The organism is uncultured Aquimonas sp. (assembly GCF_937888285.1).
Taxonomy (GTDB): domain Bacteria; phylum Pseudomonadota; class Gammaproteobacteria; order Xanthomonadales; family Xanthomonadaceae; genus Aquimonas.
Genome location: NZ_CALART010000006.1, coordinates 45,544 through 58,897 on the forward strand (window position 1 = coordinate 45,544; position 13,354 = coordinate 58,897).

8 protein-coding genes are annotated in these 13,354 nt (G+C 65.8%); 7 read left to right on the top strand and 1 reads right to left on the bottom strand.

The features are described from left to right. Positions 1-176 precede the first annotated feature (176 nt). On the bottom strand, positions 177-3,278 hold the full coding sequence (locus Q0654_RS00855; RefSeq protein ID WP_298849511.1) for a ligand-binding sensor domain-containing diguanylate cyclase: 3,102 nt from the start codon (positions 3,276-3,278) through the stop codon (positions 177-179). A 275-nt stretch (positions 3,279-3,553) separates the two neighbouring features. Here Q0654_RS00855 and Q0654_RS00860 point away from each other — a divergent pair, with 275 nt between their 5' ends. The 7 genes from Q0654_RS00860 (at position 3,554) to Q0654_RS00890 (ending at position 13,012) form a co-directional block, all read left to right on the top strand. Further along, positions 3,554-4,225, top strand: a complete 672-nt coding sequence (locus tag Q0654_RS00860) for a hypothetical protein (protein ID WP_298849514.1) — start codon at positions 3,554-3,556, stop codon at positions 4,223-4,225. Positions 4,226-4,717: 492 nt separating this feature from the next. After that, positions 4,718-7,597, top strand: a complete 2,880-nt coding sequence (locus Q0654_RS00865) for a penicillin acylase family protein (protein WP_298849515.1) — start codon at positions 4,718-4,720, stop codon at positions 7,595-7,597. Between the two features lie 364 nt (positions 7,598-7,961). After that, positions 7,962-8,696 (top strand): hypothetical protein, encoded by a 735-nt coding sequence (locus Q0654_RS00870; RefSeq protein WP_298849517.1) that lies wholly within the window; start codon positions 7,962-7,964, stop codon positions 8,694-8,696. A gap of 207 nt (positions 8,697-8,903) precedes the next feature. Further along, positions 8,904-9,950 (top strand): hypothetical protein, encoded by a 1,047-nt coding sequence (locus Q0654_RS00875; protein WP_298849519.1) that lies wholly within the window; start codon positions 8,904-8,906, stop codon positions 9,948-9,950. A 334-nt stretch (positions 9,951-10,284) separates the two neighbouring features. Next, on the top strand, positions 10,285-10,818 hold the full coding sequence (locus Q0654_RS00880) for a hypothetical protein (RefSeq protein ID WP_298849521.1): 534 nt from the start codon (positions 10,285-10,287) through the stop codon (positions 10,816-10,818). Positions 10,819-11,452: 634 nt separating this feature from the next. After that, positions 11,453-12,178: a tetratricopeptide repeat protein gene (locus Q0654_RS00885; protein ID WP_298849523.1), complete on the top strand. Its 726-nt coding sequence runs from the start codon at positions 11,453-11,455 to the stop codon at positions 12,176-12,178. A 444-nt stretch (positions 12,179-12,622) separates the two neighbouring features. Next, a complete protein-coding gene (locus Q0654_RS00890) occupies positions 12,623-13,012 on the top strand; it encodes a hypothetical protein (protein WP_298849525.1) in 390 nt (129 codons plus the stop codon). Positions 13,013-13,354: the final 342 nt, after the last annotated feature.

Below are 13,354 nucleotides of genomic sequence, written 5' to 3' on the forward strand. Positions count from 1 at the left end.
TTGCCAGCTCTTGAATACCCTCTGTCTGCGGGTGGAAAGCTGCCACGCAACACGCCACGACCGACGCACGCAGCTCTTGCGCTCCCTCTGCCCGCGAGGGGAAAGCTGCCATTCAACGCGCCACGGTCAAGGCATGCAGCAATGCGCTCGCCAAGCCACGACGCAGACCCAAGGCCTCACTCCGTCTGCGCGTTCTCGCGCGAGCGCAGCACGGTCGCCTCCTGCGAGGGCCATTCCTCCAGCTTCGAAGCCGCCAGCAGGTTCAGCAGGGCGCCGCGCTCGATGTCTGGGGCGAGCTGCAGGCCGACCCAGGCGTTCTTGCCGCCATGCTTCGCTTCGTACAGCGCCTGGTCGGCCAGGTTGACGCTCTGCTCCCACTCGCCCAGCGCCGGCCAATGCGTGGCCAGTGGCCAGGGCGCGAAGCCGATCGAGCAGCTCAGCGACAGCTTTCGTCCCGAGCGCAGCTCCAGCGGCTCGCGTGCGATGGCCGAGCGGATGCGTTCGGCCAGGGCCGGCGCCTCTTCGCGCGGCAGCTCGCGCACCACCAGCAGGAACTCCTCGCCGCCCCAACGCACCAGCCGGTCCTCGCCGCGGCAGTAGTGGCGCAGGCGATCGGCGAACTCGACCAGCACCTCGTCGCCAGCCTGATGACCCAGGCTGTCGTTGATGCGCTTGAAATCGTCGATGTCGATCATGAACAGCACCAGCCCATGGCGACCGCGCGGCGCGTTCGCCACTTCGCGCTGCACGCGCGGCGCGAGCTCATCCAGCCACTGCTGCAGGTCGCGACGATTCGCCACCTGGGTCAGCGGATCGGTGCGATTGGCCTGGTCGAGCTGCAGGTTGCTGGAGGTCAGCAGGCGATTGGCCTGCTCCAACTCGGCAGTGCGCGCTTCGACTTCGCGGTTCAGACGCTCGACCAGGGCGCGCTCGCGGCGCATGCGCGAGCCGAGCTGCAGCGCGATCAGCGCCGCCGAGAGCAGGCCGAACAGCACATAGGCGCCGATCGCCCACATCGAGGCCCAGGGCGGTGGCGCCATCTCGATTTCCAGCGTGCGCGCGCGGCCGTAGCGGCCATCGCGGCCGGCCGCCTGCAGCTGCAGGCGGTAGCTGCCCGGCGGCAGGAAGGCGTAGTTGATCTCGGCGCGCCCCTGCGGCAAGGCCGTCCAGTCGGTTTCCAGCCCGAGCAGGCGATAGCGCAGGCGGGCCGAGGCCGGTGCCGCGCTGTCGATCGCGCTGAGCACGAAGCCGATCGTGCTGTCGCGGTAGCCCAGCTGCAGGCGCTCGGCGTAGGCGATCTCGCGGCCACCGGCACGCGCGCGCTGCGCTTCGCGGCCGACCGCGGTCGGCAGGCGCAGGCCGGCGATCGCCACGCGCGCCAGGCTGGGCTCCTGCTCCTCGCGCCAGGGCTCGACCACATCGAGGCCTTCCGGGCCACCGAACCACAGCCGCCCCTCGGCATCGCGATAGCCCGCGCCGTTGTTGAACTCGAAGTTGCGCAGACCGTCCTGTCGGCGCAGCACGCGGATCGCGCCGGCGTCGCCGTCGATCACGTTGAGGCCGTCATTGGTGCTGGCCCAGACGCGCCCGCGCGCATCGCGCAGGATCCGGTAGATCACATTGCTCGACAGGCCGTCGCGCTCCGCGTACAGGCGCTGCAGCCGGCCCCGCAGGTCGAAGCGGTGCAGGCCGCCGGCGAAGGTGCCGACCCAGACGCCGTCGTCTTCGGCCAGCAGCGACCACACCGAGGGATGGGCCAGGCCATCCTGCGCGCCGAGCGCGCGCGGTTCGCTCGCTTCGTCCCACAGCAGCACGCCGTCTTCGTTGCTGCCCAGCCACAGCGTGCCTTCGCGGTCGCGCGCCAGGCTGGTCAGGAAGCTGCGCCGCAGCGCCTGCGGCACCGCCGCGAATTCGAGCTGCGGCAGACGCAGGTCGAGCAGGCCTGAGCGCGTGGCCACCAGCAGCCGGTCGTTCTCGCGCAGCAGGGCGGTGATGCGCCGGCGCTCGGTGCCTGGCACGAGCTCGACCTGCTCGTCGCTGCCCAGCCGCCACAGGCCGGCATCCGTGCCCAGCCACCAGCCGCCCTGCGGCTCAGGCTCGATCACCCGCACCGACATGCCGCGCAGGCCGGGATGGCTGCGTCCCGGGCCCTGGGCCGGCTGGATCAGCAGACCGGAATCCAGCCCGACGAGGATCTCCCCGGCGCCGCTGCGGATCGCGCGCACGCTGCGATTCGCAAACCCGACGGTCAGCGGATCCGGCGCCAGCTCGCGACGCAGCAGCGGCGAGAGGCTGCGCGCGCGGAACAGGCCGCTGGTGTAGCTGCCGATCCAGAGCACGCCGGTGCTGTCCTCGAACAGGGCGGTGATCTCGCTCTCGGGCGCGGGGTCCACGCTGAGCCGCAGCAGCGAGGGCGACTCGGCCGGCTGGTGCAGCCACAGCTGCCCATCCGCCAGCCCCAGCAGCACTTCGCCGCTCTGGCGCGCCAGCAGCCGGGTGATCCGCTGCGGCTGCCCGTCAGCTCGGCGCGGCAGCTCGTGCTGGCGCAGCGGCTTGCCCTCGGCGTCCAGCGTGTACAGATGCCCCGAGCGGCTGCCGACCCAAGTCTGGCCACGCGCCTGGGTGAGGCTGCTGCACTCGCGGTCACGGTCCGCCTGCCAGAGCGCGCGCGCCTCGCCGTTGGCGTCGATGGCCACCAGTCGGCAGTCCGCGCCCAGCCACCACACTGAACCATCGGCCTGGGCGCGCAAAGCCACGCCATCGCGGGTGTTCGGTCGCGGTGCTTCGACCGTCAGGTCCTCGCGCACGCGGCGCAGGCCGTCTGGTGAGCCGGCCCAGACGCCGCCCTGCGGGTGCAGGGCCAGCAGCATGACCTGGCTGGCGCCGAGCGCGGCCGGCGCGAGCCACTGGCTGCGGCCGTCGCGCTGATTGAGCCGCTGCAGGCCGGCATCGTTCAGGCCCAGCCAGAGCCAGCCCTCGGCATCGAAGGCCATCGCATCGACGCTGCCGCTGGCCAACTCCAGCGGCGTGTCCGGTGAGGCCTGCGCGTCACGCCCCGGCGGCTGGAAGCGCAGCACCTCGAAGCGGTGCCCATCGAAGCGGTTCAGGCCATCCTGCGTGGCCACCCAGAGGAAGCCGAGGTCGTCCTCGACCAGGTCCACAACGGTGGACTGCGAGAGCCCCGAGCCCGGGCCGTAGCGCCCCAGATCGAGGAAGGGCGAAGCTGCGCGCAGGCTGCCGGCCGTCGTCAGCAGGATGAGCAGGACCAGGAAACGCATGGCATGCAGCGGTGTGGACAGCACGGGACGGGTATAACTCCGGCGGCGGGCGAGGTGATGAACAGACGACTGGACGCTCGATCTGGCAGAGCCCGCGTCGCCGCGGTAACGCGCAGGGAGAGGATGCGACACGCTGGCCTCGATTGCCTGACCGTGCGCGCAAATTCCCGACCCACGGCACCCGCTCAGCAAGCCGTGTGCCAGCGGAGGCTTGGCGAGTGCCGCCGACGCGCCCATGATGACTGCGTCTTCATCCATTCCTCATGAGGTCAGCCATGCTGTCGATGATGAACACGCCCCGGGCCCCGCGCACAGCCGGTGGAAGCGGATCGACGCTCGGCAGCGCTGTCGTCAGCGGCGCAGCCTGCAGCACACTCGATCGTCCGTCGAGCGGCGCAAGCGCGTCCCCTTGGCTGGTACTGCTGTTGGCGCTGTGCACGGGCGCTGCTTCGGCGGTGGATGACGTCGACACCCTGTGCATCGACTGTCACCGCCCCGCACAGTCGCGCGGCGCAGTGCCGGTGATCGAGGGCCAGCACGCCGACTACCTGCGCGCCCAGCTTGAGCGCTTCCAGCATCGGCACCGCGAGGGCTTTCCGATGAATGCGCTGAGCGCCGGCCTGCAGCCCGAGCAGATCCAAACCCTGGTGCAGCAGCTGAGCAGTCGCGAGTGGCGGCCGGCGCAGCCGGCAACGCAGGCTGACGTCAGCGCGGGCCGCGAGCGACTCGACGCCCTCGACTGCAGCGGCTGCCACGGCGCCGGCTTCCTCGGCGGCGGCAGCATCCCGCGCCTGGCCGGCCAGCAGACCGCCTACCTCGAACGCCAGATCCTCGGCTTCGGCGACGCCGAGCGACACCACCCACCGGTCGGCGGCGGCGTCCGCATGTACAGCCTCGACGCCGAAGACGCCGCGGCGATCGCACTGGCCCTTTCGGAGATGCGCTGAGCCGCGCCACACCGGCGCCTTCGGAGATGCGTTGATGTGCGGCGCAGCGGTTCCTGCGTTCGCGGCAGCGGCAGGCGTAGAGCGCAGCCCGGTCAAGGGCCATTCTGCGAGGGGAATCCCCCTCTGCTCGACCTGCCTTCGCTTCACTCTGGCGCCAGAGAGCGTCTCAGCCCTGCGTCGCGGGTCAGGTGTTCTCGAAGAAACCTGTATTCGTCATCCCCGCGAAGAGCCTGTCCTCGCGAAGGCGGGGACGGGGATCCAGAGCTCTTGCCGCTGCTGCACGTCTCGTCTGGGCCCCGCCTGCCCAGGCGCGGCCTTCCCGGCTGCCAGCGCGCACGGAAAACCGACCCGAGCCGACGAGGCCGAACACACACACACTCCACACCGCGGAACGTTTTGCTGCACCCGCAGATTTCCCCCATCCGCGCCCGTACGCATACTCCGGGAACGCGATCGCCATCACACCGAGTGGCGACGACACAGGAGGGAACCATGCACAGCACACGACGCGCCGGCCCGAAGGCCCTGGCGCTGGCGATCGGCTTCGCGCTCACCGGTATCGCTTCACTCGCCTCGGCCCAGGCCATCCCCGCGCCCGGCCTGAAAGCCAACGGCAGCATCTCCTACGACGCCGAGGGCGTGCCCACGGTCACCGCGGCCACGGACGAAGACGCCGCCTGGCTGATGGGCTACGCCCACGCCCGCGATCGCTTTTTCCAGATGGACCTGCTGCGCCGCACCGCCAGCGGCACGCTCGCCGAACTGGTCGGCCCCAGCGTGCTGGCGCGCGATGTCGAGCTGCGCACCCTCGGCCTGCGCCGCGCGGCCTGGGCCAGCTGGGCCAAGAGCTCGCCCGAACTGCGGGGACAGCTGAAGGCCTACTCGGACGGCGTCAATGCCTGGCTGAAAACCAACCCCGTGCCGACCGAGCACCAGGCCCTGGAGCTGAGCTCGGCCGACGTCTGGTCGCCGGTCGACTCGCTGGTGATCGGCAAGCTGCTGGCCTTCCAGCTCAGCTTCGATCTGGACATCGACTACACCGTCAAGCTGGGCGCCTACCAGCAGGCCGGTGCCGCCGCCGGCTTCAACGGTGCAGCCCTGTTCTTCGAAGACACCCACCGCAGCATGCCGGCCGATGATCGCGTCACCGTGCCCGGCTTCCTTGCCAGCCTGAGCAGCGAGGAAGGCGAGGGCAGCGATGCGCTGAACCCGAAGTCGGGCAGCGCGCCGGCCTTCGACCCGGAGGCCGTGCCAATGGTTGATGCGCAGGTGCTGCAGGCCGCGCAGAACTACGTCGAGCGCATCCGCGACAACCCGGTGATCGCCCCGCAGCTCTCGCGCCGCGAGAACCGCGCCGGTTCCAACTGGTGGATCGTCGGTGGCCAGCACACGGCATCGGGCAAACCCATCCTGGCCAACGACCCGCATCTGGCGCTGGACACGCCGATGCTGTTCCACGAAGGCCATGTGATCAGCAACGACCCGCGCTACCCCACGCCGATGAACACCGTCGGTGCGGTCGCGCCCGGCACGCCGGTGCCGATCCTCGGCTGCAACAGCCACTTCTGCTGGGGCCTGACCACCAACCCGCTCGACGTGACCGACGCCTACGCCGAGCGCTTCATCCTCAACAGCTACGGCCTGCCGACCCACACGATCTACCAGGGCACTGCAGAGCCGGTGCTGTGGGTGTTCCAGAGCTACTTCGTCAACAACATCGGCGACGGCGTGCGCGACAACGTCACCCGCAACAACTCGATCGGCTACACCAACGGCGGCATCAGCATCCTCGTGCCCCGCCGCAACAACGGCCCGGTGCTGAGCATCACCGGCAACACCGGCATCTCGGTGGCCTACACCGGCTGGGGCGCGACGCAGGAGCTGGAAGCCTTCAGCCGCATGAACCGCGCCACCAACCTCGAGCAGTTCCGCGCCGCGCTGCAGTACTTCGACGTCGGCTCGCAGAACTTCGCCTACGCCGACAAGCAGGGCAACATCGCGTATCTCGCCACGGCCGAGGCGCCGATCCGCGAGGACCTGCAGCGCAATACCGTCACCGGCGTGCCGCCCTACCTGATCCGCAACGGCCAGGGCGGCAACGAATGGCTGCCGCGCACCAACACCTACCCGGCCCAGGCCCTGCCGTATGAGGTGTTGTCGCCGGCCGAGATGCCGCAGTCGGTCAACCCGGCCCGTGGCTACATCGCCAATGCCAACAACGACCCCGTGGGCAACACGCTGGACAACAGCGTGGTCAACGAGCAGCGCCCCGGCGGCGGCATCTACTACCTCTCGCCTGGCTACTCCAGCTACCGCCAGGGCCGCATCGATCGCGAGCTGCAGCGGCTGATCGCCCGCGGCGGCATCACCATCGAGGACATGCAGGCCCTGCAGGCCAACACCCAGTTCCTCGACGCCGAACTGGTGCTGCCGCATCTGCTGGGCGCGGCCGAGCGCATCGGCGCCTCCAACTGCCGCGCCACCTTCGATCCGACCGACCCGCGCATCGCGCAGTCGCTGGAACTGCTGCGCAGCTGGGACTACAGCGCCCCGACCGGCATCCGCGAGGGCTTTGACCGCGGCGACAACCCGATGAACCTGCCCGAGCCCAGCGACGCGCAGATCCGCGCCTCGGCTGCGGCCACGATCTGGTCGGTGTTCCGCGGCCAGCTGGTGCGCAACGTCATCGACCACACGCTGACCCAGGTGGGCCTGGGCGGGCAGCTGCCCGGCAACAACGAAGCCTATGTGGCGGTGAAGCGCCTGCTCGATACCTTCGACACGCGCCAGGGCCGCGGCGCCTCGGGCCTGGACTTCTTCCGCAACGTGCCGGCGGCCTTCGCCAGCCTGCCCGCCGCGGACCGTCGCGACTGCCTCTTGGTCGGCAGCCTGAAGAACGCCCTGGACACACTGTCCAGCGAAGCCTTCGCACCCGCCTTCGCACGCTCGACCAATGTGCTCGACTACCGCTGGGGCAAGCTGCACCGCATCGTGCTCGACCACCCGCTGGGCGGCCCCTTCAACATCCCGGGCAGCAACCCGTACCCGTTCCAGAATCTGAGCCCACAGCTGCCCGGTCTGGCCCGCCCCGGCGGCTACGAAGTGGTGGACGCCTCCGGCCACGGCGTGCGTTCCAACACCCTCAACGGCTTCATGTTCGGCAGCGGCCCCGTGCGCCGCTTCATCGGCGAAATGACCGACCCGCCGACCCTGCTGCAGATCATGCCCGGCGGCCAGGACGGCAAGATCGGCGGCCCCGGCTATGTCAGCCAATTGCCGCGCTGGCTGGTGAATGCCTACAAGCCCCTGGTGCTGGACCCGGCGGCCTCGCAGGCGGGCGAAGTGGCGAAAATCGAGTTCACCCCGAGGTGATCGCTCTCATTTGTTGAGTAGGAGGAAACGCAAAGGGCCCGCACACGCGGGCCCTTTGTCTTTGGCGGACCCGCGTGTGAGGTGGGATTGAATCAGGGAGTGAACTGGGATACGGTCGGCGCCGCTGGGTGCGGCGTGTCGTGCTTTGGGACAGATTATGCGACGGAGAGTGCGCGAGTCAGCTTCCTAAGCTGTTGTTTGAGTTAAGGTTCTGGTGCCTACGGCAGTTCGAGGCGCCAGGTTATAGGACAGATTAGACGTCACCTTGACGTCTACATTGAGTTAGAAGGCAAGAATTATGACCCTGTGCGTAGTATGGAGAAAAAACGACGAAGTGCATTTCGCGTCTGACTCAAGAGTCACGTTGGCTAAGAACTCCCATGCTGATGTTGGCATCAAGGTTCTCTCGCTTCCGTATAACATTTATTCGCCACGCGATTCCACCACAGGTGCGCGATCACTGGACGTCACCGGAGAACTCGGCATGTGCTTTGCCGGAAGCGCCGTGAGTTCACTTTTTGTCAAAGAGTCGGTCGCGGAAGTCCTAAAAGATCTTCAACATGTTCCGCACCACAGCAATGCCAGCATGGATGGTTTGGCTCGGCTCGTATTTACGGCTTATCGCCTTATCTCAAAACAAGTATGCAGCACAGCAGTTGGTGGCAATGGAAGAGCTGTGCTCGTTATTGCGGGGTGGTGTATTGAGAAAAAGTGTGTCCGCACATTTCTTCTTGAGACAAGTGGCGCGAATAAGTATTCATGCCAGGAGATTCTCACTGCACCAGACCAGCACCATTTTATCGGCAGCGGCAAGAGCAAAGCTGAAGCCCTCTTACCAACGAATCCATCGAGCACTGACTACTTGAGGGTTCTGAAATCGGTTATTGACGATCCAGTCGTGGATTCTGTCGGCGGCTCGATTCAGTATGGTCATTTTGAAAACGGCAACTTCAAATTGTCTGGAATCGTAGAGCTAAAGGACGGTGTTCACTACCGGCGCGGAGCGTTGGACCTAAACGGCACTGAGTTTATGGGAGCGGATGACATCCTTATCCCTGGCCTCAGTTATATCGATCCGTTCAACACGTTCTCGGGGTAACTTGCCTTCTAACAACTCGTCCCATCGGACCGCCCTGACGGGCCGCCGCTGAACTCAAACGTTAGGCATCGCATGCCACTTCCTTCCAACTTCCTCGCATCCCTTACCTCTCCTCATCTCCGTGAGATCCTGGAAAGATTGAAGAGTCAGGATCGTCCGAAGGGCGCAGTAAGGTGGACTCTGCGAAATGAGATCGCACCCAGTGACTTGTACTGCTACCTTTGGGCGCGTTTCGGACCACCGAACGGACTTCAGAACTTCCTGAGAAAAGACGATTCGGACAATCTTATTCACTGGGAATGGCATCTCACCGGAAGCGACGGTTGGGTTGCCTTTCAGGGCATGAACTTCCGTACCGAGATCTGGCTCATTGGTCAGTTTCCGTTTCAAGAAGAAGACAAGGCTGAACTCTTCTCTCAGATCAAGAGTGACTTCGCCTCACACGGGAAACGAATGTCTGAAGTGAGGAAGGCTCTTGAGAACTGGATCGAGTTTGTAAACCCCTACGCCAGAATTCGAAGTTCAGTGGAGAAGTTGCTTGTGGAGCTTGCGTCGCTTGAGCTTCGACCCGAAGACGAGGCAATTCCGGACCTCGACACTGCGGAACTTTTGCCCCCGGACCGCTGGGGCGACATTTTCTCACGTTACAGCAAAGGGCTCGGCCTTTGCTTCGGGATTCGCTCGATGCTCCCCGTAATGGCCGAAGCCTTTGTCAATCTTCTGCTCTTCATGCTTCTAAGACCAGAGATAAAGACGGATGATCGACTTCGTGAGAACGCCATTCGTCAGCCAATCGACGTCCGGGTAAAGAGCTTGCACATGACTTGCATTGGCTTTGCCACGCCCGTTGACTACCAGCACGCAGCATGTAAAGCCTACCATTCGATGGTCAACGAGCGGAACGATTTGCTGCACGGCAATGTGGTCCTCGAGAAGCTCCGCTTTAACGAGGTGTTTTTCAATGACAGGGTGCCAGTTTTTAAGCAGTATCGAAGCCTGTGGCAAAGGTCCGTAGGCGTCGAGATTGAGTCAGTTGGTCTGCATCGCCTTCATAAAGAAGTTGAGACCGTCAACGCACTCATCGACTATCTGAAATCCTGCCTAAAGCCGCAAGTACGAGACCACATTGAGAGAGTTTCCAGCGTCCGCGACCTCGGTCTTAACACGGCAAACGGGAGAGTCGGAATATTGTTTCCCGGCCATCTTGTTGACATGTGGCCAGTAACTGAGCCCGCACGCGAAGGCGACGCCTAGCCCTTCGTGAATGGACTCTCCCGTCAACCGCTGACGATTCGTCTGTTTTCTGGTTCCTGCTGACCCGCTCTTCCCGCGCCTGAGCAAGTGGCTGCATTCTCGTATTCGGCTTTTTCGAAAGCGGTGGCTCTAGCGATGATGGAATCCGCGAAGCAGCGCCATTCGTTCAAGCGGCCACTGCAGGCCGACTCAGTTGTCAGCGTATCTGGTTCGGGGACCGTCGCAGCGGTTTAAATTCCGATTCGCGAGAGGCGGCCGTCCACTTGATACTCCGGCCGATAGTGCTCTGCTGCTCAGCTTGGTGCAGACCTCAAGGCCCCTTGGCTGGATCCACATGAGCACATTTCCCAAAGAGCTGGATAGGTTGATTGGCCGTCGGATGAAGGAACTCGGCCGGGTCCTCTTCAAGGAGGAAAGCGATGCACTGGAGGGTGAGCTGTTCCAGAGCTGGGTAGCCGCGAAGCGCTATGACGAGTTGATTCGACGCATGCATGCCGTCTACGACCGCGAGGGCGGCCTGGAAGAATGCATCGTGCTGGGTATTGCGCTGCAGGAGGCTGGTGATTCTGAGCGCATCGACACGCTGTTCCGTGGCTTGATCAACCGCAGGGTGAAGGCGTTCTGGGCGAACTGGGACGCCGCGCTGTCTGGCCATCCCGGCCACATGCGCGGCTGCGCGAAGCAAGCCTCCGATGCCATGGAGGTCTACCTGGAGTACTACATCCGCCTCGCCAACCTCGGCCAGCAGGAGAAGAAGGAGGCTCTTCGAGACGAGATGCTCGCGTTCCAGGCGCGGCAGCGTGGCGCCACGCTGCCCAAGGCGCCGAAGAGTTCATCCAAGCGGACACCGCCTACCGGCGGGGCTTAGCCTTGATGTCATGCCCTATGGAAGCTGACGACCCCGTGGCACGGATTCTGGAAGCGCGCTGCGCTGAGCGCACCATCGCCGTACTTGCCGATGGCCGTCGTCTCACAGTGCACAACGCAGTCTGTGGCCGAGACACCGGCGCCACTTGTGACCACGTCACCACGAACGTTTCGCCCACGCCTTGCGTGCCCCACACGGTGGACTTCTTCCAGACCGATGAGGTCGTTCAGCTTGAGGATGAGGAGGGTCGCCTGTTGTATCGTCGGCCCGCCTACGAGGCACACACGCCGATGTCCGCCACGTAACGTGAACACGTACACCTATTGGGATGCGGGCCACCCGTATCGGATGCGCACCTGGCTACGCGTGCGCTTGCCCGCCGCGTTGACTTGGCTCGCTCCTACCGGCGAGGACTGCGAAGCGGCAGGTGGCTGGCATCGCTGGTACAACATCGATGGCTGTCAGTCCGGTTGCTATCACTGCCATGTAGTACGCGAAGGTCGGCTCTGGGAGACTGCGTGAAGCAAACCGCCAGTCGGCGACGCGTGTTCACTGTCTGGGCCAGCATTCGGGCTCATGGACGGTGCCGCCGCAGGGCGCGATCGATTCACCACCACGCACCGAGGTACTCCCTATGCGGAACCTGATCGCAAGTCTGTTCACCGTTGCGGTGCTGGCTGGCTGTGGAGAGGGCAGCCAGGGCGACTGGACCTGCCGCATCGAGGGCGATCGCATGCTCGCGCGCGAGGTCGACGACCTGCTCGAGATCGATACCCGCACCGGCACGGTGGTGTTCACCAACTTCGAGGGGCGGCGAGAGTTCGATCGCACGCATCTGCATCTGGTCGATGAGCGCCAGCGCGACCCCGACGAGTATCTGCTGATCCTCGGCGACGAGCGCTTCCTGATGACCGTGCTCGACCCTGTCTGCGTCGACAAGGGCGCTTCGATCCTCAAGCGCGCCGACGCGGCGGAACGCGCCCGCGAGCCTGAGCTTGCCGGGGCCGTGCGCGCTGCGCTGGAGGCTGGTGATCCTCCGGCTGCCGCACGGCTGCTGGAGGACGCAGCGGAGCGTGGGCACGCCTGGGCCCAGGCGGCCCTGGGCGTGATGCTGAAGAACGGCGAGGGTGTTCCGGCGGACCCGCAGCGTGCGGTGTACTGGCTGGAGCATGCGGCCAGCCAGAACCACGCGGAGGGGGCCTATCGACTCGGCGCGCTCTACGCCAGCGGCGCCGCTGGCCCGGCGAAGAGGCGGCGCGCCCTGTACATGGCGCAGATCGCGCAGGTCCAGAACCATGCCGGGGCGCAGGCTTTGATGGATGAGCTGCGTCGGACCCGCGAGGCGCAGCGTTCGCGCTGAGTCTTGCGCAGGGTGGATGCGCTGAAGATCACGTATAGATGGAGCGCAAAGTCTTGAAAGCGGAAAACCGGCCGGAGGCGACTGGGCAGTTGCTGCATAGCCGCTTTGCACCCAGCGCATGCAGCGCCCATCGGTACGTTTGCCGGCACCGCACCGCACCGCGAACTCGCCGTCGTTGATGGGCTATGCCGTTCAATCAATGGCTCTGAACAGGCACCCAGCAGGTGCTCGGAGCACTGACGGTGGCGTGCGGCTTTGCGTCCACACAGCTGCCGCGCAGAACGCGTCGAGCGACCTGCGTCCGGCCGGCTGCAGCGCACTTCACAGAAGAAGCAGTCGTATTGTTCGGGGGGCAGGAGTACCGTCTTCCGGCGGGTGGCGACGTGGCTTCGCGGCGCGCGCCATGCAGACCTTTCGCGGCAGGGCAAGGTGTGAGGAATGAGCATGCAGTCGTGGCTTCTTGCGGCGTCGGTCCTGGCCACGCTGACCGGCGTGGTTCACTCGCTCCTAGGTGAGCGGCTGATCTTTCGCCACCTGCGCTCGGTCGGCCTGGTGCCCTCGCTTCCCGCACCGCCGCTGCAGGGGCGCCATGTCCAGATCCTGTGGGCCACCTGGCACCTGGCCTCGGTGCTTGCCTGGGCCTTCGCCGGCCTGCTCTGGTCTGTGGCGCGCGAGCCTGCGTCCCCGTCCACGCAGGCTGTGCTGAGCGCGGCGGTGTTCGGCTTCACCGGCAGCGCTCTGCTCGTGCTGGTCGGCACGCGAGGTCGCCACCCCGGGTGGGTGGCACTCGCTGCGGTCGGTCTGCTGTGCGGGATGGCCCTGCGTTCCGCCTGAGTCGCCGTGCGCAGCCCTGCGATTCGTGCGCAAGGGCGGATGTCCTCGTGCTTGACGCACGGCCTGCGACCGATCAGGCCTTTCACCAGTGATCGCGCCGGCGCGGCCGCACGAGGGCACGCGCATCCGCTCAGCCAGAGCCGGTGCGGCGGCGAAGCTGTCGGATAAGGCTCAATCCGAAACGGATCGGCGCTGCACAGCCTTCGCGCCATGCGCGCTGGCGGCAGTCCCGGCGGCGGTGCTGCCTGCCACCGGTCCCTGTTTCACGCGCGTCAATGTCGGCACACTTGCGCTCCGACTTTCCGTCTACGGTGCTGCTTGTGAACCGATTCGTCTGCCTCT